At 69.5% G+C, this 21543-nt stretch carries 19 protein-coding genes; 9 read left to right on the forward strand and 10 right to left on the reverse strand.

Annotated features, from left to right (window positions below; all coding sequences use genetic code 11):
- Window positions 1–325: 325 nt before the first annotated feature.
- The 4 genes from SM757_RS30215 to purU all read right to left on the reverse strand — a co-directional run bounded on the left by SM757_RS30215 (window position 326) and on the right by purU (window position 4786).
- Complete coding sequence (locus SM757_RS30215; protein WP_322468178.1) at window positions 326–1915, reverse strand: methyl-accepting chemotaxis protein; 1590 nt, start codon at window positions 1913–1915, stop codon at window positions 326–328.
- Between the two features lie 164 nt (window positions 1916–2079).
- Window positions 2080–3471 carry an L-serine ammonia-lyase gene (locus tag SM757_RS30220; protein WP_322468179.1) on the reverse strand — a complete coding sequence of 464 codons (1392 nt, stop codon included), beginning with the start codon at window positions 3469–3471 and terminating at the stop codon, window positions 2080–2082.
- Entirely contained in the window at window positions 3468–3872 is a 405-nt protein-coding gene (folB, locus tag SM757_RS30225) for a dihydroneopterin aldolase (protein WP_169806011.1), read from the reverse strand. Before folB ends, SM757_RS30220 begins: the two co-directional genes overlap by 4 nt.
- Window positions 3873–3883: 11 nt before the next feature.
- On the reverse strand, window positions 3884–4786 hold the full coding sequence (gene purU, locus SM757_RS30230; RefSeq protein ID WP_322468180.1) for a formyltetrahydrofolate deformylase: 903 nt from the start codon (window positions 4784–4786) through the stop codon (window positions 3884–3886).
- 309 nt (window positions 4787–5095) lie between these two features.
- Here purU and SM757_RS30235 point away from each other — a divergent pair, with 309 nt between their 5' ends.
- On the forward strand, window positions 5096–5338 hold the full coding sequence (locus SM757_RS30235) for a CBU_0592 family membrane protein (protein ID WP_322468181.1): 243 nt from the start codon (window positions 5096–5098) through the stop codon (window positions 5336–5338).
- 56 nt (window positions 5339–5394) lie between these two features.
- The gene (locus SM757_RS30240; RefSeq protein WP_322468182.1) at window positions 5395–8880 is read left to right on the forward strand and encodes a pyruvate carboxylase; all 3486 of its coding nucleotides are present in this window, start codon (window positions 5395–5397) and stop codon (window positions 8878–8880) included.
- Window positions 8881–8986: 106 nt separating this feature from the next.
- Here the strand turns inward: SM757_RS30240 and SM757_RS30245 are convergent, their stop codons facing one another.
- A complete protein-coding gene (locus tag SM757_RS30245; RefSeq protein WP_322468183.1) occupies window positions 8987–9436 on the reverse strand; it encodes a hemerythrin domain-containing protein in 450 nt (149 codons plus the stop codon).
- A 331-nt stretch (window positions 9437–9767) separates the two neighbouring features.
- On the opposite strand from SM757_RS30245, the gene SM757_RS30250 reads away from it, so the two are divergent.
- The 4 genes from SM757_RS30250 (at window position 9768) to SM757_RS30265 (ending at window position 13537) form a co-directional block, all read left to right on the forward strand.
- A complete protein-coding gene (locus SM757_RS30250) occupies window positions 9768–12044 on the forward strand; it encodes a nitric-oxide reductase large subunit (protein ID WP_322468184.1) in 2277 nt (758 codons plus the stop codon).
- A 66-nt stretch (window positions 12045–12110) separates the two neighbouring features.
- On the forward strand, window positions 12111–12578 hold the full coding sequence (locus SM757_RS30255) for an RrF2 family transcriptional regulator (protein ID WP_322468185.1): 468 nt from the start codon (window positions 12111–12113) through the stop codon (window positions 12576–12578).
- A 48-nt stretch (window positions 12579–12626) separates the two neighbouring features.
- Window positions 12627–13271 carry a cytochrome c oxidase subunit 3 family protein gene (locus tag SM757_RS30260; protein WP_322468186.1) on the forward strand — a complete coding sequence of 215 codons (645 nt, stop codon included), beginning with the start codon at window positions 12627–12629 and terminating at the stop codon, window positions 13269–13271.
- Complete coding sequence (locus SM757_RS30265) at window positions 13268–13537, forward strand: cytochrome C oxidase subunit IV family protein (RefSeq protein WP_066342067.1); 270 nt, start codon at window positions 13268–13270, stop codon at window positions 13535–13537. Before SM757_RS30260 ends, SM757_RS30265 begins: the two co-directional genes overlap by 4 nt.
- On the opposite strand, the gene SM757_RS30270 is transcribed toward SM757_RS30265, so the two are convergent.
- Complete coding sequence (locus tag SM757_RS30270) at window positions 13523–14404, reverse strand: EamA family transporter (RefSeq protein ID WP_322468187.1); 882 nt, start codon at window positions 14402–14404, stop codon at window positions 13523–13525. The two genes, SM757_RS30265 and SM757_RS30270, sit on opposite strands and share 15 nt — an antisense overlap.
- Window positions 14405–14547: 143 nt before the next feature.
- On the opposite strand from SM757_RS30270, the gene SM757_RS30275 reads away from it, so the two are divergent.
- Window positions 14548–14847, forward strand: a complete 300-nt coding sequence (locus tag SM757_RS30275; protein WP_322468188.1) for a hypothetical protein — start codon at window positions 14548–14550, stop codon at window positions 14845–14847.
- Between the two features lie 79 nt (window positions 14848–14926).
- Here the strand turns inward: SM757_RS30275 and SM757_RS30280 are convergent, their stop codons facing one another.
- The 4 genes from SM757_RS30280 to SM757_RS30295 all read right to left on the reverse strand — a co-directional run bounded on the left by SM757_RS30280 (window position 14927) and on the right by SM757_RS30295 (window position 18792).
- The gene (locus SM757_RS30280) at window positions 14927–15946 is read right to left on the reverse strand and encodes a TRAP transporter substrate-binding protein (RefSeq protein WP_322468189.1); all 1020 of its coding nucleotides are present in this window, start codon (window positions 15944–15946) and stop codon (window positions 14927–14929) included.
- 83 nt (window positions 15947–16029) lie between these two features.
- Window positions 16030–16971, reverse strand: coding sequence for a dihydrodipicolinate synthase family protein (locus tag SM757_RS30285; protein WP_322468190.1), 942 nt, complete (start codon window positions 16969–16971; stop codon window positions 16030–16032).
- A 70-nt stretch (window positions 16972–17041) separates the two neighbouring features.
- On the reverse strand, window positions 17042–18019 hold the full coding sequence (locus tag SM757_RS30290; RefSeq protein ID WP_322468191.1) for a ribokinase: 978 nt from the start codon (window positions 18017–18019) through the stop codon (window positions 17042–17044).
- Between the two features lie 2 nt (window positions 18020–18021).
- Window positions 18022–18792 (reverse strand): GntR family transcriptional regulator, encoded by a 771-nt coding sequence (locus tag SM757_RS30295; RefSeq protein ID WP_322468192.1) that lies wholly within the window; start codon window positions 18790–18792, stop codon window positions 18022–18024.
- A gap of 277 nt (window positions 18793–19069) precedes the next feature.
- Here SM757_RS30295 and SM757_RS30300 point away from each other — a divergent pair, with 277 nt between their 5' ends.
- The gene (locus SM757_RS30300) at window positions 19070–20320 is read left to right on the forward strand and encodes an MFS transporter (RefSeq protein WP_322468193.1); all 1251 of its coding nucleotides are present in this window, start codon (window positions 19070–19072) and stop codon (window positions 20318–20320) included.
- A gap of 51 nt (window positions 20321–20371) precedes the next feature.
- Complete coding sequence (locus SM757_RS30305; RefSeq protein WP_066342074.1) at window positions 20372–21454, forward strand: mechanosensitive ion channel family protein; 1083 nt, start codon at window positions 20372–20374, stop codon at window positions 21452–21454.
- Window positions 21455–21543 lie beyond the last annotated feature (89 nt).

Here is a 21543-nt window from a genome sequence, read left to right on the forward strand (position 1 = left end):
CCCGTGCCCGCCGCCGCCGACGATCACCACGTCGTAGCTGGACTGCAGTTGGGCGCGCCGCCATGCCGGCTCCCACGTCTTGTGGTGCTTCAAGCCGTTCTTGAGAAGGCTCCACACCGAGTAATTTTGGCCTTGCACCACTGTTCTCCACGATGGATTCCGATGTGGTGATTCTTGGTACGGACGGCTTTGGCGGATTGTGGATTTGCGACCTACGAATGATCGTTTGCGACATCCTGCCCTGGGGAGCGGCGGGCCAGCGCCACGAGAACGGCCCTGGTCCGAACCCGGACCAGGGCCACCGCTTCCAGCCCGGGCCGCGGGCTCAGCCGCCGAGGTGGAACACGCCCACCAGCCCATGCAGCCGCTGGGCCTGCTGGCGCAGCGATTGCGCGGCGGCCGCGCCTTGCTCGACCAGCGCGGCGTTCTGCTGCGTCATGCCGTCCAGGCGCACCACGGCGCCGTTGACCTGCGCGATGCCCTCGCTTTGCTCGGCCGAGGCGGTCTTGATGCCGTCCAGCACCTGCGTCACGCGCTGCACCGAGGCCATGATGTCCTGCATGGTGGTGCCGGCGTCCTGCGCCAGCCGGGTGCCGGAGTCGGCCCGCCGCACGCTGTCGGCGATGAGCGACTTGATCTCGCGGGCCGCCGCGGCCGAGCGCTGCGCCAAGCCGCGCACCTCGCCGGCCACCACGGCGAAGCCCCGCCCCTGCTCGCCGGCCCGCGCGGCCTCCACGGCGGCGTTGAGCGCCAGCAGGTTGGTCTGGAAAGCGATGCCGTCGATGACGCCGATGATGTCGGCAATCCGCTGGCTGGACGCCGCCATGTCCGCCATGCCGGCCACCACCTGCTGCACCACCTCGCCGCCGCGGCGCGCCGCCTCCGAGGCCGACAGCGCCAGGTCGTTGGCGCTGGCCGCGGACTCCGCGTTCTGCCGCACCGCGCCCGTGAGCTCGTCCATGGCCGAGGCGGTCTGCTGCAGGTTGCCGGCCGCCTGCTCGGTGCGCTGCGAGAGGTCGGCGTTGCCGGCCGCGACCTCGCCGCAGGCGAGCTGGATGCTGTCGGCGCTGCGCCGGATGTCGCCCACCAGCGTGCGCAGCGCCTCCTGCATGCGGCCCAAGGAGCGCAGCAGCTCGCCGATCTCGTCGCGCTGCTCGCTGCCGACGTCCGCCGACAGGTCGCCCTTGGCCACCGTCATGGCCACCTCCACCGCGTGGCGCATGGGGCGGCTGATGCTGCGCGCGATCAGCAGTGCCGACAGCACGCCCCCCGCCACCGCAACGGCCACGATGGCCGCGGTCAGCCACTGCGAGCGCTGGGCGTCCTCACGGGACTGCCGGGCCGCCGCGGCCATGGAGTCGGCCATGGCCTTGCGCAGCTCGCTCAGGCTCAACATCCAGTTCTTCTGGGGAATCGACACCTGGGTCGAATAGAAGTACTGGAGCAACTGCAAGTCGGCATCGCCGGCCATGCGGGCCACCAGGCTGAAGGGCGGCAGCGCGCCCTGCTCGAAGTCGTTCAGGCTGGAGAGCGCCTCCTCCCAGCCCCGGTTGTCGCCGCGCATGGGCAGCTTGGTCAGCGCCGCCTTGGCTTGCTGATAGCGCTCCACCGTGGCGTCGAAGGCCCCTTGCAGCTCCTTGATCGCGGACGGCTCCGCGGTCAGGCACAGGTTGGCCAGCGCGATCACCATGTCCTGCACGGCGATCTGCATGTCATTGGCCAGGGACTCGCGGCGCGCGTCCTCCTCCACCAGCACACGCGTGCGCTCGGACAGCAGGCTGGTCTGCAGCCAGCTCAGCGCGCCCACGGCCAGCAGCAGCACCAGGGCGACGCCAAAGCCCAGGTGCAGGCGGGCCGTGATCGACAGCCGGGAAAAAAGCAGCCGCGAGAGGCCGCCCTGTTTGGAATTCCACATTGGTGTAGGCCACGCCACGAGCCCCCCTTGCCCGCGCCGCGGCCGCCTCCCTGTCGCTTGTGTTGTTGTCGGGGGCCGGTCCCATCAGCTCATTCGATGGCGCCCGGGAAGCGGCGCAGGGCGGCTTCCCGGGCACGCAATCCCTTGCCGCAGGCAAGGGGTGCTCAGCACTCCACGATGTTCACGGCGAGGCCGCCGCGGGCTGTTTCCTTGTACTTGGTGAGCATGTCGGCGCCGGTCTCGCGCATGGTCTTGATGACCTTGTCCAGGCTCACGTGGTGCGTGCCGTCGCCGCGCAGCGCCATGCGCGCGGCGTTGAGCGCCTTCACCGAGGCAATCGCGTTGCGCTCGATGCACGGGATCTGCACCAGCCCGCCCACGGGGTCGCAGGTCAGGCCCAGGTGGTGCTCCATGCCGATCTCGGCGGCGTTCTCCACCTGCGCGGGCGTGCCGCCCATCACGGCGCACAGCGCACCGGCGGCCATGGAGCAGGCCACGCCGACCTCGCCCTGGCAGCCCACCTCGGCGCCGGAGATGCTGGCGTTTTCCTTGTAGAGGATGCCGATCGCGGCGGCGGTGAGCAGGAAGTCCACCACGCCCGCGTCGCTGGCGCCGGGGATGAAGCGCGTGTAGTAGTGCAGCACCGCGGGGACGATGCCGGCCGCGCCGTTGGTGGGCGCCGTGACCACGCGGCCGCCGGCGGCGTTTTCCTCGTTGACGGCCAGCGCGTAGAGGTTGACCCAGTCCATCACCAGCAGCGGGTCGCCGATGGCGGCCTCGGCGCGCTCCTTCAGGTGCGCGTGCAACGAGGCGGCACGGCGCTTGACCTTGAAGCCGCCGGGCAGGATGCCTTCCGTCGCGCAGCCGCGCTTCACGCAGTCCTGCATCACGCGCCAGATGCGCAGCAGCCCGGCGTTGATCTCCTCGTCGCTGCGCCAGTGGTGCTCGTTGCGCCGCATGATCTGCGCGATGCTGCAGTCGTAGGCCTGCGTCAGCTCCAGCAGTTGCGCGCCGCTGCTGAAGGGGTAAGGCAGCGCCGGGACGTCCTTCACCAGCACGGGCTTGTGGCCCCCGCCCTCGGCCGCTTCCTGGCCCACGACGAAACCGCCGCCCACCGAGTAGTACTCGCGCCGCTCCAGCTCCACGCCGTCCGCGTCGAAGGCGGCGCACTGCATGGCGTTTGCGTGGAAGGGCAGCGTCTTGCGGCGGTGGAAGACGAGGTCGCGCCGCTCGTCGAAGGCGACCTCCCGGGCCCCGAGCAGGCTCAGCCGCCCCTGGCTGCGTATGCCTTCGAGCAGCGCGGCGATGGCGTCCACGTCCACCGATTCCGGCTCATGCCCAAGCAGGCCCAGCAGCACGGCCTTGTCGGTGCCGTGGCCGCGGCCCGTGGAGCCCAGCGAGCCGAAGAGCTGGACTTCCACGCGCGCGCAGCGCTCCAGCAGGCCCAGCTCCCGCAGCCGCAGGCCGAAGAGGCGCGCCGCCCGCATGGGGCCCACGGTGTGCGAGCTGGACGGGCCAATGCCGACCTTGAAGATGTCAAAAGCGCTGATGGTCATGCGGTTTCCCGGGACGTAGAGAAAAACTTGGCTTCCTGGCGGAAGTCGGGGGCGCGCTCGCGCTCGACCACGATGCCGACTTCCGAGCCGGGGAACGGCGCCAGCTTCATCAGCGTCAGCCGCACGTATTGAAGGTCGAACTCCGTCTGCAGCACGGTGCACATGGTCTGCGCCATGGCCTCCACCAGGCGGTGCGGCTGCGTCAGCGCCACGGCGCGCAGGCGCTCCACGATGGCGGCGTAGTCCACGGTGTCGGCCAGGTCGTCGCTGAAGCAGGCGTCGCCGTGCGGCAGGTCGAACTCCAGGTCCACGACGATGGGCTGCGGGGCTTCCTTTTCCCAGGCGTAGACGCCGATGCGCGCGTCCATCATCAGGCGGCGCAACACGATGCGGTTGAGCATGCTCATCTCCCTTACAGCACCACGGTGCGCTGGCCGTTGGTGAACACGCGGTGCTCCAGCACGCTGCGCAGCGCGCGCGAGAGCACCGTGCACTCCATGCGCCGGCCCACGTTGAGCAGGTCCTCGGGGCTGTCGGCGTGGTCCACGCGCTCGGTCTCCTGCTCGATGATGGGTCCCTCGTCCAGCTCCGGCGTGGCGAAGTGGGCCGTGGCGCCGATGAGCTTGACGCCGCGCTCGTAGGCCTGGTGGTAGGGGCGCGCGCCCTTGAAGCCGGGCAGGAAGCTGTGGTGGATGTTGATGACGCGGCCGGCGAGCTTGCGGCACAGCTCGTCCGAGAGCACCTGCATGTAGCGCGCGAGCACCACGATGTCGGCCTCGTGGCGCTGCACCAGCTGCAGCAGCGCCGCCTCCTGCGCCGGCTTGGTGGCCGCGGTGACGGGCAGGTGGTGGAACGGCAGGCCGTGCGCCTGCGCCATGGGCGCCAGGTCGGGGTGGTTGGAGACCACGGCCACCGGTTGCATGGGCATCTCGCCGCGCTGCCAGCTGCCCAGCAGGTCCTGCAGGCAATGGTCCAGCTTGGAGACCATGAGCAGCACGCGCAGCGGCTGCGCCAGGTCGTGCAGCCGCCATTCGATGGCGCCGATGCTGGGCGCCAGGCGCGTGAAGTCCTCGCGCATCCGCGCCAGGCCGCCTTCGCCGCCTTCTGTGCCCTCGGCGCGGCGGAACACGGCACGCACGAAGAAGCGGGAGGTCGGCTTGTCGTCGTAGACGGCGAACTGCTCGACGTAGCCGCCGTGCCGCTCCAGGAAGGCCGCCACCGCGGCCACCTGGCCGCAGGCGCTTTCGCACACCACGGTCAGCGCAAAGCGGCTTGGGCTGGCGGACGGATTCGAGGGCTGTAAGGAATTCGACATGGGATACCTCGCGGGGGAAGGTGGACCAGCGGGGGTCCGCAAGGCGCCAATGTGGCGAACTCAGGCGTCGGCGACTTGTCTATGGCCGACAGGCGATTGACCGATTGCGTCAGCACCTGTCCGGTACGGCACGGCCTGCACGGCCCGCGCGGGGCGGCGCACGGCCACTTTCCATACCGCGGCGGCGGCCCGCGCGCGGCATGTCGCAAACAGACCGCAGGCCGACGTTTGGCGCCAAGCCGGTGCGGCCTTGCTTCTTATGCTTGTGCCGATGCACGACACCTTCACCGGCCGCGTGGCCGGCGGGCCATGCCCGGCCTGAACCTGCTCGACCTCCTGGGCCTGTTGGGCTGCGCCGCCTACGTGGCCGCGCACTACCTGGTGCAGGTGCTGCGCTGGCCGCCTGCGGCGCGCACGCCGGTGCTGCTCAACCTCGTTGGGCCGGCCCTCATGCTGATTTCGCTGGCAGGGGCTTTCAACCTCGCCTCGTTTCTTTCGCAATGCTTTTGGCTGGTGCTCACGCTGGTGGGCTGTTGGCGCCGCCGCCGCTAGGCCCGCTGCCGCCGCGCGCGGCGCGCGCCTGGACACGACAACAACCTGGGACTCCCATGATCCACACGCCCATCCGATCCCTGCTGATCGCCAACCGCTCGGAAATCGCCATACGCGTGATGCGCGCTGCCTCCGAGATGCGCATGCGCACGGTGGCCATCTACTCGCAGCAGGACAGACACGCCCTGCACCGCTTCAAGGCGGACGAGAGCTACCTCGTGGGCGAAGGCCAGAAGCCGCTGGCGGCCTACCTGGACGGCAAGGACATCCTGCGCGTGGCGCTGCAAAGCGGCGTGGACGCCATCCACCCCGGCTACGGCTTCCTCTCCGAGAACCCCGACTTCGCCGAGGCCGTGATCGCCGCCGGGCTGCGCTGGGTCGGCCCCTCGCCCCAAGTCATGCGCACGCTGGGCAACAAGGTGGCCGCGCGCCACGCGGCCGTGGCCGCCGGCGTGGCCGTGATGCCCGCCACGCCGCCGCTGCCGCGCGACGCCGCCGAGTGCCTGCGCCTGGCCGAGGAGGTCGGCTTCCCCGTGATGCTCAAGGCGAGCTGGGGCGGCGGCGGCCGGGGCATGCGCGTGATCGAGCGCGCCGCCGACCTGCCCGCCGCGCTGGAAGCCGCGCGCCGCGAGGCCCTGGCCGCCTTCGGCAACGACGAGGTCTACTTCGAGAAGCTCATACGCCACGCCCGCCACGTGGAGGTGCAGATCCTGGGCGACCTGCACGGCAACGTCGTGCACCTGCACGAGCGCGACTGCACCGCCCAGCGCCGCAACCAGAAGGTGGTGGAGCGCGCCCCGGCACCCTACCTGGACGCCGGGCAGCGCGCGACGCTGTGCGACAGCGCGCTGCGCCTGATGCGCTCGGTGGGCTACACGCACGCGGGCACGGTCGAGTTCCTCATGGATGCCGACAGCGGCCAGTGCTACTTCATCGAGGTGAACCCGCGCATCCAGGTCGAGCACACGGTGACGGAGATGATCACCGGCGTGGACATCGTCAAGGCGCAGATCCGCATCAGCGAGGGCGCGCACATCGGCCTGCCCGCGCTCGACGACCGGCCCAGCGCGGGCGTGCCGGCGCAGGCGGACATCGCGCTCAACGGCCACGCACTGCAGTGCCGCGTCACCACCGAAGACCCCGAAAACGGTTTCTTGCCCGACTACGGGCGGCTGGCCGCGTACCGCAGCGCGGCGGGTTTCGGGATTCGGCTGGACGCCGGCACGGCTTACGGCGGCGCGGTCATCACGCCCTACTACGACTCGCTGCTGGTGAAAGTCACGGCCTGGGCGCCCACGGCGAGTGAAACCACGCAGCGCATGGACCGCGCGCTGCGCGAGTTCCGTATCCGCGGCGTGGCCACGAACCTGCAGTTCCTGGAGAACCTGATCAACCACCCGGCCTTCGTGGCCGGCGAGATCACCACGCGCTTCATCGAGAACACGCCGGAGCTGCTGGCCTTCACCGCGCGGCGCGACCGCGCCACCAAGCTGCTGGGCTTCCTCGGCGAGATCGCCGTGCACGGCAACCCGGAGGTGCGCGGCCGCACGCTGCCGGCGCTGCCGCTGCCCAAACCCGTGCTGCCGCGCGTGGACGCCAACACCCCGCCACCGGACGGCACGCGCCAGCTGCTGCAGCAGCTGGGCCCGCAGAAATTCGCGCAGTGGATGCTGGCGCAGCAGCGCGTGCTGATGACGGACACCACGCTGCGCGACGCGCACCAGTCGCTGCTGGCCACGCGCATGCGCACGGCCGACATGCTGCCCATCGCGCCCTACTACGCACGCGCCCTGCCGCAGCTCTTCTCGCTGGAGTGCTGGGGCGGCGCCACCTTCGACGTGGCGCTGCGCTTCCTGAAGGAAGACCCCTGGGAGCGCCTGGCCCAGCTGCGCCAGCGCGTGCCGAACGTGCTGTTCCAGATGCTGCTGCGCGGCGCCAACGCCGTGGGCTACGCCAACTACGCCGACAACGTGGTGCGGCACTTCGTGCAGCAGGCCGCCGCGGGCGGGATTAACCTCTTCCGCGTGTTCGACTCGCTCAACTGGGTGGAGAACATGCGCGTGGCCATGGACGCGGTGCAGGAGGCCGGCGCGCTGTGCGAAGGCACGGTCTGCTACACGGCCGACCTGTTCGACGTCTCGCGGCCCAAGTACGCCCTGAAGTACTACGTGGACATCGCGCGGCAGTTGCAGCGCGCGGGCGCCCACATCCTGGCCATCAAGGACATGGCCGGCGTGTGCCGGCCGCGGGCGGCCAAGGCGCTGGTCAAGGCGCTGAAGGAGGAAACCGGGCTGCCCATCCACTTCCACACCCACGACACCAGCGGCGCGGCCGCGGCCTCGGTGCTGGCGGCCATAGAAGCCGGCTGCGACGCGGTGGACGGCGCGCTGGACGCCATGAGCGGCCTGACCTCGCAGCCCAACCTGTCGGCCATCGCCGCGGCGCTGGCCGGCACGGCGCAGGACCCGGGGCTCAACGCGCAGGCGCTGCACGAGGCTTCAACGTACTTCGAGGGCGTGCGGCGCTTTTACGCGCCGTTCGAATCCGAGATCCGCTCCGGCACGGCGGACGTGTATCGCCACGAGATGCCGGGCGGCCAGTACACCAATTTGCGCGAGCAGGCGCGCTCGCTGGGGCTGGCGCACCGCTGGAGCGAGGTGTCGCAGGCCTATGCGGACGTGAACCGGCTCTTCGGCGACATCGTCAAGGTCACGCCCTCGTCCAAGGTCGTTGGCGACATGGCGCTGATGATGGTGGCCAGCGACCTCACGCCCGCGCACGTGCAGGACCCGGCGCGCGAGATCGCCTTCCCCGAGTCCGTGGTGCAGCTCTTCAAGGGCGAGCTGGGCTTTCCGCCGGACGGTTTCCCGCAAGACCTGACGCGCAAGGTGCTGCGCCTCTCGGCCGACGAGCCCGTGCCCACGCCCTACCGCCCCGGCGACCACACGCCGCCCGTGGACCTGGAGGCCGCCCGCGCCAAGGCGGAGGCCGACTGCGGCCAGCCGCTGGACGAGCGCCAGCTCTCCTCCTGGCTGATGTACCCCAAGCAGATGCGCGAGCTGTGCGAGCACCAGCGCCGCTGGGGCGACACCTCGCAACTGCCCACGCCGGTGTTCTTCTACGGCCCGCAGCCGCAGCAGGAGATCGCCGTGGAGATCGACCCCGGCAAGACGCTGCTGGTGGCGCTGCAGTCGGTGAGCCCGGACGGCGAGGCGGCGCAGAAGGTGCAGTTCGAGCTCAACGGCCAGTCGCGCACGGTGCGCGTGCAAAGCGCGCAGGCGGCGGGCGCGGGTGGCGCCCGCCCGCTGGCCGATCCGGGCAACCCCAACCACGTGGCCGCCCCCATGCCGGGCGCGGTGGTGGCCGTGGCCGTCGCGCCGGGGCAGGCGGTGCAGCCCGGCGACACGCTGCTGGCGCTGGAGGCCATGAAGATGGAGACGCACATCTGCGCGGAGCGCCGCGCGGTGGTCGAGAAGATCCTCGTGGCCGCCGGCGACCGGGTGGAGGCGAAGTCGCTGCTGGTGGTGTTGAAGGCGCAGTGATCCGTGCGCCAGCCCGCCACCTGACGCTGCTTGGGCCCTCAGGCACGCACAGGATTTTTCAGCGGCAAGGTCGGCTCTCCCCGGGCCTCCCAAGCCGGGTTCCGGTTCAGGACATGGGCAACGGCGACCTGTGTGCGGGCGTGGCCAGGTTGCGCTCAACGGCCGGGTAGAAGTCACGGTCCTCGCGCTGCATGCGCTCGAACACGCTGCGCAGCACCTGGTTGGCTTGCGCGCGAAAGCCGTCCGGGTCGGCGCGCACCTGGGCGGCCGTGTTCCATTGCCGTGCGAAGGCGGTGTAGGCCGCGGCGATCGAGGCCATTTCGACCTGGAACTGGCGTCCAAGCTGCGAGAGCTGCCGGTTGTTCGCCGCTTCGAGCGCCGGGTACAGCGTGTGGTCTTCCGCGGCCAAATGCAGCTTGATCACGCCGCTCATGGCCACGACGAGCCGTGCGATCTGGTCGGCGTGTTCGACGATGCCGGCATGCGCATGCCGCCGAAGCTGCGCGATGGCGTCGAAGATCTGGGTGTGCTGATCTTTGAAGCGGTCGATGTTCACAGGAGGGCTCAGTAAAAGGTGCAACGAAAATGCATCTTAAACGAGCCTTCCCGCTCGCGCCAGGCAAAGGGGCGCACGGGCCAGGGTCAGCCACCAGACGGTGCGGCGTTCCTTGAACTGGTTCAAGGAAACGGGTGGGTCCGGTCTCTACATTAGGTGCATTCCAAATACACCTTTACCCAACCACCACGGAGCCCTGATGACCCAGCCACCTCCGCTGCGAGCCTCGACGTTCGCATCACCCGGCGCGCAACGCCCCACCCTGACGGCCGCTGCTGCGGCGCCTGCGGCGGCGCTTGAGCGATCCACCAGACACGCACCAGGACATGCCATGAAGGCCAACAGCAAGCTGTGGCGCTGGCTCGGCCTCATTTTTGTCCTGTCGTTCGGGGCCCTCGGCTACCTCGGATGGCAGATCTACCTCTTTGCGCCGCCCATCCCGAAGGCGGTCGCCACCGCGGACGGCGCGGTCCTCTTCACCGGCGAGCAGATCCAGCGCGGCCAGCAGGCCTGGATGGCCGCCGGCGGCCAGCAACTGGGCACGGTGTGGGGCCACGGCAGCTACGTGGCGCCGGACTGGTCGGCCGATTGGCTGCACCGCGAAGCCGTGGCGCTGCAGAAGATCCGCGCGGCGCAGCACGGCGGCGGCCAGACGCTCGGCGACGACGCCCGGGCCCTCGTGGACGCGCAGGTGCGCAACGAGATGCGCCGCAACACCTATGACGACGCCACCGGCGCCGTGCGGGTGTCGCGGGAGCGGGCCCAGGCCATCCGTGAAGTCGCCAGCCACTACGAGGCGCTGTTCGGCAGCGAAGCGTCGCTGGCCACGCTGCGCGAGCAGTACGCGATGACCGAAGGCGCGCTCCCCGAGAAGGCCGACCGCCAGGCGCTCGCCGCGTTCTTCTTCTGGTCGTCGTGGGCGGCCAGCACCGACCGCCCGGGCGAGGCGGGACTGTCCTACACCAGCAACTGGCCGCACGAGCCGCTGGTGGGCAACACCATGTCGACGTCGGCGGCGATGTGGTCGATGGTGAGCATCATCCTGCTGCTGGCGGGCATCGCCGCGATGCTGTGGCTGCACGGCCGCGACCAGCACGACGAGGAGGCCCAGCCGCCCAAAGCGGACCCGTTCCTGGGCCTCAAGGCCACGCCGTCGATGAAGGCCACGCGCAAGTACTTCTTCATCGTCATCGCCCTGATGCTGCTGCAGATCGCCATGGGCGCCATCACCGCGCACTACGCGGTGGAAGGCCAGGCGTTCTTCGGCATCCCGCTGGCGCAAGTGCTGCCCTACGTCACCAGCCGCACCATCCACACGCAGATCGGCATCTTCTGGATCGCCACGGCCTGGCTGGCCACGGGCCTGTACATCGCGCCGCTGCTTTCCGGCCAGGAGCCCAAGCTCCAGAAGCTCGGCGTCGATGCGCTGTTCTGGGCCTTGATCGTCGTGGTGCTGGGCTCGACCCTCACGGGCTGGCTGGGCACGCTGCAGCACCGGGGCGTGGACTTCTCGTTCTGGCTGGGCAACCAGGGGCTGGAGTTCACCAGCATGGGCCGCGTGTGGCAGCTGCTGCTGTTCGTGGGCCTGCTGTTCTGGGTGTTCCTGCTGGGCCGCGCCTTGTGGCCGGCGCTCAGGCGGCCGTCGGAGAGCCGCGGCCTCATCGCCATGGTGTTCCTGTCGGCCACGTGCATCGGCGGCTTCTATGCCACCTCGCTGACCTGGGGCCAGCACACCCACTACTCGATGATCGAGTACTGGCGCTGGTGGCTGGTGCACCTGTGGGTCGAAGGCTTCTTCGAGGTCTTCGCCACCGCCGTCATCGCCCTGATCTTCACCCACCTCGGCCTGGTGCGTCCGGCCAGCGCCAACCGCGCCATCGTGGCCGAAACCATCGTGTTCCTCTTCGGCGGCATTCTGGGCACGCTGCACCACCTGTACTTCACGGGCACGCCGACCTCCGTGATCGCCGTGGGCGCGGTGTTCTCGGCCCTGGAGGTCGTGCCGCTGACGCTCATCGGCCTGGAGGCGATGCAGACGTACCGCCGCTCGCGCGCGGTGCCCTGGCTGGACGCCTACAAGTGGCCCATCCTGTGCTTCGTCGCCGTGGGCTTCTGGAACACGGTGGGCGCGGGCCTGCTGGGCTTTGCCATCAACCCGCCCGCGGCGCTGTACTACGTGCAGGGCCTCAACATGACGGCGGCCCACGGCCACGCGGCGCTGTTCGGCGTCTACGGCATGCTGGGCATTGGGTTGCTGCTGTTTTGCCTGCGCGGGCTCTTCGAGCGCTCGCTGCACGCGGACCGGCTGCTCAAGCCCGCCTTCTGGGGCCTCAACGTCGGCCTGGCGATGATGGTGTTCATGTCGCTGCTGCCCGCGGGCATCTACCAAGCGTGGGCCAGCGTCACCCAGGGCCTGTGGTACGCCCGCTCGCCCGCAGTCATCCACTCCGGCGTGATGGAGACCCTGGTGTGGCTGCGCGTGCCTGGCGACATCGTCTTCGCCGCGGGCAGCCTGTTCCTCGCGCTGTACGCTTGGCGGCTGCTGCGGCCGGCAGCCAGGCGCAAGGCGCCGCGGCCCGCGCTGCCCATCACGGCGGCCCGGCAGTAGAAACGCACGGGAGGGCGCCAGCCCTCCCTTTCACATCCAGACGAGAAACACACCGAGCGCCCTGCCATGAAGCTCACCGCCTTCACCGACTACAGCCTGCGCGTACTCCTCTACCTGGCCGCGAACTCAGGCCGCAAGTCCACCATCGCCGAGATCGCCACGGCGTTCGGCATCTCCGAGCACCACCTCGTCAAGGTCGTGCACTTCCTGGGCAAGCAGGGCTGGATCGCCACCGCCCGCGGCAAGGGCGGCGGGATGACGCTGGCCATGCAGCCCAAGGACATCTGCCTTGGCCAGGTCGTGCGCGACACGGAAGGCACCGCGGTGCCCGCGGAGTGCTTCGAGGCGGGGGGCGGCCACTGCATCCTCTCCGGCTGCTGTGAGCTCAAGGGGCCGCTGGCAGAAGCCGTGAACGCTTTCTACGGCGTACTGGACCGCTACTCGCTGGCCGACGTGATGACCAACCGCCGCGCCCTGGCGCAGGTGCTGACTTTCCACCCGTCGCCAGCCGCGCCCGGGATGGCTGCCGCCTGAAGCGCCGCTGCACACCAGCCCTTTGCGGATGGCAGGGAGATCACCAGCATGTTCATTCCCGGAAGCAACCTGCCCGTCGGGCCAAGCCCGCAGGGACAGGCGGATGCGGCCCTGCAGCCGCCCGCGCAAGCTGCGGACGATCGCCGCTTGAGTGGCGACATCACGATGTGGTGCGTCATCGCGCTGGAGATGCTCACGTTTGGCCTGCTGTTCGTCGTGTACGCGGTCGCCAGGGCGCAGGACCCATGGGTGTTCCGCACGGGCCAGTCCACCCTGGATTTGCGTCTGGGTGCTCTCAACACGGTGATCCTGCTGACCGGCAGCTGGTGCGCTGCGCGGGGCGTGCAGGCGCTGCGCAGCGCCAGGGCGACCGCGGGCGCACGGTGGCTTTGGGGCGCCGCGGCCTTGGGCACCGCCTTCCTGGTCGTCAAAGGCTTCGAGTACCAGCAGAAGCTGCACGCCGGCTATGGCCTGGAGAGCGACGACTTCTGGATGTTCTATTACCTGCTGACCGGCTTTCACTTCATGCATGTCGCCGCTGCGGTGCTCATCGTTGCGGCGGTCGCTTTTCTCGTGCCGCGCCGCCCCTGGGGGCCGGCCGACACGCAGGCCCCTGAAACGGCAGCCGTGTTCTGGCACATGGTGGACTTGTTGTGGGTGGTGCTCTTCCCTCTGGTGTACGTGCTGCGATGAACCTCCCTTGCAAGCGGATCGATGCGCTGTGGCTGGCAACCCTGGTGGCCACGGGCATTTCGTGGTGGGTGGGGGAGTCGCCCCATCGCACCGGCGAAGGCTGGCCCGTGGCCATCGTCTTTGCGCTGTCGCTGGCCAAGGGACTTGCCATCGCGCTGGACTACATGGAACTGCGCGGGGCGCCAGCTTTGTGGCGGCGATTCGTGGTGGGCTGGTTGCTGTGCGTGATCCTGGCCGTCGTGGCCGTACGGCTATGGGCTGCCTGAGCCAGCCTTGCCCAACGCCCCGCGCCGCCCCCAACCGTTGATCGCCAGCGAAGCAAAGATGACGGCCCCGCCGGCCAGCAGGCGCGGCAAGTCGGCCTCGCGGCTCCAGATCAGCAGGTTCACCACCAGCCCGGCGGGCACATGCAGCTCGTTCATCACGGCTAGCGTGCCAGCGTCCACCTCGGTGCTGCCCAGCACCCACCAGTACATGCCCAGCGCGGTGGCGAACAAACCCATCCAGGCCAGCACGCCCCACTGCACGGCGGTCTGCGGCAGCTTGGCCGGGTTGCCGAACAGCCAATAAGACGGCAGCGCCAGCAGCAGCGCGCCCAGGAAGAAGTGGCCGAAGAAGCGGTGCAGCGGCTGCGGCGTGGGGTGGCGCGCCAGCAGGTGGCGGCACAGCACCTGGCCTGCGGCGAAAGTGGCGTTGGCGACCTGCAGCAGCACGAAGCCCCACAGGTAGTCGCCTTCGAGCTTGTGGAAACGGATGATGGCCCCGCCCCCCACGGCCACCGCCGCGGCCAGCAGCGCGCGGCGGTTGAAGCGGCCCTCCAGCGCGTCGTCGATGAGCGTGACGTAGATGGGCGTGAGCACCGTGAACAGCAGCACCTCCGGCACCGTGAGCACGGTGAAGCTGCGGTAGAGGCACAGGTACGTGATGCCGAACTGCAGCGCCCCCGCCACCCAGAAGCCCGCCACCAGGCGGCGCGGCAGCCCGCGCCACACCGTCAGCGGAACGAACACCGCCGCGGCGATGGCCACGCGGACGAGCACGGCGAAGTCGCTGTCCACCCGGCCGGCCAGGTACTGGCCTATGAGGCTGAAGGAGAACGCCCACAGGACGGTCACGACGGCGAGGTAGGGCATGGAAAAGACGGCCTCAGGGAAAACCGCAGATTTTCCCCCGGCCGCCCCGCCTTGCCCGTCACGCCGCCGCAAGCGTCGTCGGTAAGCCCGCGCAAGTCTCGCCCCCACACCTACGGGTACAGACCCTAGGTTGCCCAAAGGCTTTGACACCCATCAAAGCTTGCCTGACGCAGCAAACTAAATTTCAACGGCGAATTGAAATGAACCAAGGAAGTACGCCCATGCCTTGCCTCGACGAATGCTGGCGTGAAGGTTTCATGGCCGGCGAGTTATTCATCAAGCAGTGCCCTTACAGCGGCAATTCCCTGGAAGCCCGCCATTGGCGCAACGGCTGGTTGGAAGGCGCGGCCAAATGCGTTGGGCTGGATTACCACAGCACGCCGGTGATTCTCGACCCCTCGCCCTTTGCCGGCCAAAGCCTGGGCGCCACAGCCGCTGGATGAAGTGCCGGAAAACAGGACTTCATCCCACATGAACGCGGGCGGGAATGCCGCATTCCCGCCCTGCCACTGACCGCGGCGCTTATTTGGCGCGGACCTTGGCCAGCTCCGCGTTGAGCTCGTTCATCAAGGGCTCGCCCACGTCCTTGGAATACTTGTCCACCACGGGCTTCACTTTTTCCCGGATGCGGGCCACTTCGGCGGGCGGCAATTCGGCCACCTTCATGCTGCCCTTGAGCACGCCCAGCGATTTCTCGTCCTCACCGCGCGCATATTTGCGCTGGTAGTCCTGCGATTCGGTCAGCGACTGCTGAATGACCGCCTGCTCGTCCTTGCTCAACTTGTCCCAGCTCTTTTTGCCCATCAGGATGGACAGCGGGCTGTAAATGTGCCGCGTGAGCGACAGGTAAGGCTGCACTTCGTAGAACTTGGACAGCTCGATGCTCTTGAGCGGATTTTCCTGCCCGTCCACGGCCTTTTGCTCCAGGGCGGAATACACCTCGGGGAAAGGCATGGGCACGGCGTTGGCGCCCAGGGTGTTGAACAGGTCGATGTAGATCGGCGACTGCACCACGCGGATCTTCAAGCCCTTGAAGTCCTCCAGCTTGGCCACGGGATGGCGGCTGTTGGTGAGGTTGCGAAACCCCAGCTCCCAGTAGCCCAGTGCCATCAAGCCCTTGTCGGCGAGCTTCTCGCCCAATTTCTTGCCTATGGGGCCGTCCACGATGGCGTCCGCCTCGCGGCCATTGGTGAACATGAAAGGCAAATCGAACAGCACGAATTCCTTGACCTGGCCAGACAGCAGGCCGGAACTCAGGGCCGTCATGTCAATGACGCCGCCCTGCAGCGAGGAAACTACCTGCACGTCGCCGCCCAAGGTGCCGTTGGGAAACAGTTTCACGGCAATCTTGCCGCCGCTTTTCTGGCTGACCAGGTCGGCGAATTTCTGCGCGCCCACGCCAATCGGGTGGTTCTTGTCGCTTTGGAAAGCGAAGCGCAGGGTGTGCTCCTTGATATCGGCGGCTTGGGCCGCCGTGGTGGCGGCCAGCATCAAACCCGCGGCAACGGCGGACGCCAGGGTGGTTTTCAGGACATTACGCATGATTTGTCTCCTGGCCCGCCGCGCATTTGAAAAGGCCGGCGGGCTTGACTGCAAAGAAAAAGCGGATCGGATCGCAGCCTGACTCAAGCCGCCTTGGGCAGGGCGGCAATCTTTTGCCGCATGGCCTGCGTGCCGGCCATGATCTTGTCCAGCACTTCGTCCAGCGCCCAGAATTTCTCGCGAATGTCGTAGGTCACCGCGCGGCAGCGCATGGATTTGAAAGTGCCCAGGCGCTGGTGATACAGCTTGGCCAGGGCCGGATAACCCATGGATTCGCTCACGGCGGTAATCACCAGGAAGTTATTCACTTCCTCGGCCAGCTCGGGATATTGGGCGCCGGACACGCGCAGCCATTTGTAGAGGTCGGGGTGGAAATTGGTGAACACGCCCGTGAAACCGCGCGAGCCGGATTTCATGGCGTCGTAGGCAATGGCGGCGTTGGCGTTGACCACGGCCAGCGTCGAGCCCTCGGCCATCTTCACGCGGCGCTGCACGGTGGGCAGGTGGCAGGAGACGTCCTTGAGCAGCGCGAAGCGGCCGGTGTCCAGGCAGGCGCTGAGCTCGGCGTCCGACAGCAGCCGGCGGTAAGGGGCCGGACACTCGTACAGGCCCAGCGGCACGTCCTTGGGCAGCTTCTCCAGCAGCCATTTCAAGTTGCCGAGGAAAGTCTCAGTCCCTTTGGCGTGCGGGTCCAGGTGGTTGCTGACCAGCACCACGGCGTCGGCGCCGGTGTCGGCGGCGGCGGTGAGTTCCTGCACCTGGCCATGCGGGTCGTCGCTGACGTGGCCGGAGACGACCACCGGCACGCGGCCCGCCACGCGCTGCACCACGAAGCGGCCCAGCGCCGCGCGCTCCTCCAGGCTCAGGAACTGCATCTCGCTGGACTGCGCGACGGCGAAAAGCGCGTCGGCGCCCTGCGCCAGATACCACTCGATCAGCCGCTCCAGCCCGCCGTAGTCGATGCGGTTGTCCTCATCGAAGGGCGTGAGCATGACGGGAATGATGCCCTCTATGGGTCGTGACATGGGGTGCTCCGTGGCAGGCCGCGGCCCGCCGTGAATGGGTCAAAAGAAGAAACGGGTGCGGGCGCCAGCGTCAGGCGCTTGGCCGGGTCGCCAGCAGCGTGCGCGTGGACGCCAGCGTGGGCATGCCGGTGGTGGCGCCGTGGGCGGTGACGGACAGCGCCGCCGCCGCGTTGGCGCAGGCCATGGCGGCGGGCAGCGGCTCGCCGCGGGCCAGGGCCGCGGCCAGGGCGCCGGTGAAGGTGTCGCCGGCGCCCACGGTGTCGGCCACGGACGCCATGCGCCAGCCAGGCACGGCGTGGCCCGCGCCGTCCGCGCTCCACAGCCGGCAGCCGGCGCTGCCCAGCGTGGCGACCACGGCGCCCACGCCGCGCGCCAGCAGCGCCTGCGCGGCGGCGTCCGGCGAGGCGCCGTCCTCCAGGTCCGCCAGCGCCAGCAGCTCGGTCTCGTTGGGGGTGACCACGTCGGCCAGCGCCAGCAGCCCGGCCGGCAGCGCCCGCGCCGGCGCGGGGTTGAACAGCGTGCGCACGCCGTGGGCGCGGGCGATGCGAAAGGCCGCCAGCGTCGCTTCGAAGGGCACTTCGCAGGAGGCGATGACCACGCGGGCGGCGGCGATGGTGGCGCTGGCGGCTTCCACGTCCGCTGCCGCCAGCCCCGCCCCCGCACCGGGCGCGACGGCGATGCTGTTGTCGCCGTCCAGGTAAATGAAGATCTGCGCCACGCCGCTGCGCTCGCCCGGCGCCGTCACCACGTGGCGGGCGCTGATGCCCTCGCCGCCCCACAGCGCCAGGCCCATGCGGCCGAAATCGTCGTCGCCGATGCGGGCCACCAGCGCCACGTGCGCGCCCTGGCGGGCGCAGGCGACGGCGGCATTGGAGCCCTTGCCGCCGGGGCTGATGTCGAAGGCGTCGGCCATCAGCGTCTCGCCGCGCGCGGGCGGGCGCGGCACGCGGCTCACGAGGTCCACGTTCCAGCTGGCGATGCACACGACGTCCGCGGGGCCGTCGCCGCGCGGGGCTTGGGGGGCGCGCCCCGGTACTGCTTGCGTCACGGTCAGGCGTCCTCGGTGTTCTCGGTGGGTTCGGTGTCGTGGAGGTCTTGCAGGCGCTGCGGGTGGTCTTCCAGCCGGAAGGCGATGGCAGGCCGCGGCAGGCCCAGCACGCGGTGCAGCGCGCTGGTGATGTGCAGGTCGATGCGCTCGGCCACGGCCTGCGCGTCACGCGCCTTGAGCGCCTGCAAAAACCACAGGTGCTCGCGCAGCGCCAGCAGCAGCACGTCGGCGGACAGCGTGGCGCCCTCCAGGCGTATGAGGCGCACGCGCAGGCTGTTGATGCGGTAGGCGTCGGAGATCAGCTCGTTGCCCAGCGCGTCGATCATGAGGTCGTGCAGGCCCCAGTCCACGGTGGTGGCGTCGGTGAGCAGTTGCTCGTCGATGCCGTCGCGCAGCGCGCGGCGCACCAGGGCCCAATGGGCTTCCTCCAGGGCGTCCAGGTCAGCGTCCGAGGCCGTCGCGCAGAAATGCTCGGCCGCATGGCGCTCCAGCACGCGGCGCAGGCCGAAGGCGTTCTTGATCAGCTTGACGTCCACGTTGGCGATCTGCAGCCCGCGCTGCGGCACGGTGCGCAGCAGCCCTTCCGCCTCCAGGCGCGGGATGAGCTCGCGCACGGCGCCCAAGGGCATGTCCAGCAACTGCATCAGCTCGCGCTGCGACACGAACTGCCCCGGCCGGATGTTGGCCTGCAGGATCTGCTGCCTGAAGTTTTCATAGGCCTGCATGCGCAGGCTGGGCGCGGCGCCGTTGGCGCGCACGGCTCGGGTGGGCATGGGTGGTGAGTTGAAGCTGTGTTCTGGCTAACATGTTAGTCTGCTTGCAGAGCACCCTCACCACGGGACAACCCGTAGAGCCTGCGGACCTTCCATCCGGCGGGCGGCCTTGACGCCCGTTGGCCAAGGCCACGTGCCGCTTTTGGACTCGCCCCTGCGTCGGTAGAAACCCTTGGGCAGCAAGCTTTTGCTGCACTGCAGCACAATTTTTCGGACGCCCGCAGCGGTTCTCGCGGCGGGCGTTCCTGTTTCCAGACTTCCCGCAAGGCCCCCGACCATGAGCGCCACACAGCCGCTGATTTCTCCTCCGACCGTTGCCGAGACGGCGGCCGCGCAGCGCAGGCGGGCCTTCTGGCCCTCGGTGCTGGCGCTGGGCGTGGGCGGCTTCGCCATCGGCACGGGCGAGTTCGTGATCATGGGCCTGCTGCCGGAGGTGGCGCGGGACCTGGGGGTGAGCATTCCGCAGGCGGGGCACGTGATCAGCGCCTATGCGCTGGGCGTGGTGATAGGCGCGCCGGTGCTGGCCGTGCTGGCGGCCGGCTGGCCGCGGCGGGCGCTGCTGCTGGTGCTCATGGCGCTGTTCGCGGCGGGCAATTTCGCCAGTGCGCTGGCCCCGGGCTACCTGTCGCTCAACCTGCTGCGCTTCATGGCCGGGCTGCCGCACGGCACCTATTTCGGCGTGGCGGCCCTGGTGGCCGCCTCGCTGGCGCCGCCGGACCGTCGCGCCAGCGCGGTGGGGCTGGTGATGTCAGGGCTGACCAGCGCGACGCTGGTGGGCGTGCCCATCGCGGCCTGGCTGGGCCAGCACCTGGGCTGGCGGGCGGCGTTCATCCTGGTGGGCGCCATCGCGGCGCTGGCCTGCCTGCTGATACGGCGCGGCGTGCCTGAGCTGCCCGTGCCGCACGGGGCCAGCCCCTTGCGCGAGCTGGGCGCGCTGGGCCGGCCGCAGGTGTGGCTGACGCTGGGCATTGGCGCCATCGGCTTCGGCGGCATGTTCTCGGTGTTCAGCTACATCAAGCCGACGCTGATCGAAGTGGCCGGCCTGTCGTTGGAGGCCATGCCCTTCATGCTGGCGCTGTTCGGCACGGGCATGGTGGTGGGCAACCTGGTGGGCTCGCGGCTGGCGGACAAGTCGCTGCACGGGACCATCGCGGGGCTGCTGGTGTGGAACGCGGTGGTGTTGGGCGGCTTTGCCTTCGCGGCCGGCGAGGCGGTGACGGCGGCCATTGGCGTGTTCCTGATCGGCACCATCGTCGCCATCGCCCCGGCGCTGCAGATACGGCTGATGGACGTGGCGGGCGAGGCGCAGACGCTCTCGGCCGCGCTGAACCACTCGGCCTTCAACATCGCCAACGCGTTGGGCGCCTGGTTGGGCGGCGTGGCCATCGCGGCCGGGCTGGGCTGGACCTCCACGGCCTGGGTGGGCGTGGTGCTGGCGCTGGGCGGCATGGCGGTGTTCGGCGCCTCGCTGTGGCAGGAGCGGCGCAGCGCGCAGCGCGAGCACGCGGGCTCGACCAGGCGGCGCTGAGACCGCGGATCTCATCCACCACAGGCACGGGACCTGCCCTCACGGCGCCGCATGCGCGACTGGCTTCCTTCCCCGCTAGATGAATGGCTTTACACCCTGGGCGCGGCACTGCTGGCGCTGCTGGTGGCGGAGCTCGTCTTTTACGTCGGCCAGCGGCTGATACGCCGCGCCGTGCGCGGCCACGCCACGGCCTCGGCCCTGGCCGACGCCGCCCGCCGGCCGGCGCGGCTGGTGCTGCGCACGGTGGCGCTGAATCTGACCTGGCAGGCCGCGCCGGCCGCGCTGCCCGGGCTCACGCCGGTGCAGCGCATCACCGGCATGCTGCTCATAGGCGCCGTGAGCTGGCTGCTGGTGAGCGGCATCAATGCCTTTGGCCGCGCGGTGATCGCGGCACACCCGGTGACGGTGGCGGACAACCTGAACGCCCGGCGCATACACACGCAGGCCCGCGTGCTCTCGCGCACGCTCTCCGGCTTGGTGGGCGTCATAGGCGGCGCGCTGATGCTGATGACGCTGCCCGGCGTGCGCCAGGTCGGCGCCAGCCTGCTGGCCTCGGCCGGCATCGTGGGCATCATCGCCGGCTTCGCGGCGCGGCCGGTGCTGGGCAACCTCATCGCCGGCCTGCAAATCGGCCTGACCCAGCCCATACGGCTGGACGACGTGGTGGTGGTCGAAGGCGAATGGGGCGTGATCGAGGAGATCACCGGCGCCTACGTGGTGGTGCGCATCTGGGACGAGCGCCGCCTCGTGGTGCCGCTGCAGTACTGGGTGGAAAAGCCGTTCCAGAACTGGACGCGCAGCACCTCCACGCTGATCGGCACCGTCTTCATCTGGGTGGACTACCGCATGCCGCTGCAGCCGCTGCGCGATGAGCTCAAACGCGCCTGCGAAGCCACCCCGCTGTGGGACAGGCGCTTTTGCCTGCTGCAGGTCACGGAAGCCGGTGACCGTGCCGTGCAGCTGCGCGCCCTGGTGACCGCCGCCAACAGCGGCCAGGCCTGGGACCTGCGCTGCCACGTGCGCGAGGCGCTGCTGGAATTCATGCAGCGCGAGTACCCGCAATTCCTGCCCAAGCTGCGGGCCGAGACCACGGGCGACTCGGCCTCCAGCCCGCGCGCCGGGCTGGATTCATAGGCTCAAAGCCAATACCACACCCGCTGCAACCAGACCGGAACGCGCCGGCTGGCGGGACGGTAGTGCTCGCGAAAGCTTTGGGTGGTGAC

It is taken from the genome of Azohydromonas lata (genome assembly GCF_034427735.1).
Lineage (GTDB): Bacteria > Pseudomonadota > Gammaproteobacteria > Burkholderiales > Burkholderiaceae_C > Azohydromonas > Azohydromonas lata.

What these genes read in the sequence shown, in the direction of transcription:
- SM757_RS30215 (WP_322468178.1), bottom strand. Translation starts at nt 1,915, where the DNA reads ATGTGGAATTCCAAACAGGGCGGCCTCTCGCGGCTGCTTTTTTCCCGG.
- SM757_RS30220 (WP_322468179.1), bottom strand. Translation starts at nt 3,471, where the DNA reads ATGACCATCAGCGCTTTTGACATCTTCAAGGTCGGCATTGGCCCGTCC.
- folB (WP_169806011.1), bottom strand. Translation starts at nt 3,872, where the DNA reads ATGCTCAACCGCATCGTGTTGCGCCGCCTGATGATGGACGCGCGCATC.
- purU (WP_322468180.1), bottom strand. Translation starts at nt 4,786, where the DNA reads ATGTCGAATTCCTTACAGCCCTCGAATCCGTCCGCCAGCCCAAGCCGC.
- SM757_RS30235 (WP_322468181.1), top strand. Translation starts at nt 5,096, where the DNA reads ATGCCCGGCCTGAACCTGCTCGACCTCCTGGGCCTGTTGGGCTGCGCC.
- SM757_RS30240 (WP_322468182.1), top strand. Translation starts at nt 5,395, where the DNA reads ATGATCCACACGCCCATCCGATCCCTGCTGATCGCCAACCGCTCGGAA.
- SM757_RS30250 (WP_322468184.1), top strand. Translation starts at nt 9,768, where the DNA reads ATGAAGGCCAACAGCAAGCTGTGGCGCTGGCTCGGCCTCATTTTTGTC.
- SM757_RS30255 (WP_322468185.1), top strand. Translation starts at nt 12,111, where the DNA reads ATGAAGCTCACCGCCTTCACCGACTACAGCCTGCGCGTACTCCTCTAC.
- SM757_RS30260 (WP_322468186.1), top strand. Translation starts at nt 12,627, where the DNA reads ATGTTCATTCCCGGAAGCAACCTGCCCGTCGGGCCAAGCCCGCAGGGA.
- SM757_RS30265 (WP_066342067.1), top strand. Translation starts at nt 13,268, where the DNA reads ATGAACCTCCCTTGCAAGCGGATCGATGCGCTGTGGCTGGCAACCCTG.
- SM757_RS30270 (WP_322468187.1), bottom strand. Translation starts at nt 14,404, where the DNA reads ATGCCCTACCTCGCCGTCGTGACCGTCCTGTGGGCGTTCTCCTTCAGC.
- SM757_RS30280 (WP_322468189.1), bottom strand. Translation starts at nt 15,946, where the DNA reads ATGCGTAATGTCCTGAAAACCACCCTGGCGTCCGCCGTTGCCGCGGGT.
- SM757_RS30285 (WP_322468190.1), bottom strand. Translation starts at nt 16,971, where the DNA reads ATGTCACGACCCATAGAGGGCATCATTCCCGTCATGCTCACGCCCTTC.
- SM757_RS30295 (WP_322468192.1), bottom strand. Translation starts at nt 18,792, where the DNA reads ATGCCCACCCGAGCCGTGCGCGCCAACGGCGCCGCGCCCAGCCTGCGC.
- SM757_RS30300 (WP_322468193.1), top strand. Translation starts at nt 19,070, where the DNA reads ATGAGCGCCACACAGCCGCTGATTTCTCCTCCGACCGTTGCCGAGACG.
- SM757_RS30305 (WP_066342074.1), top strand. Translation starts at nt 20,372, where the DNA reads ATGCGCGACTGGCTTCCTTCCCCGCTAGATGAATGGCTTTACACCCTG.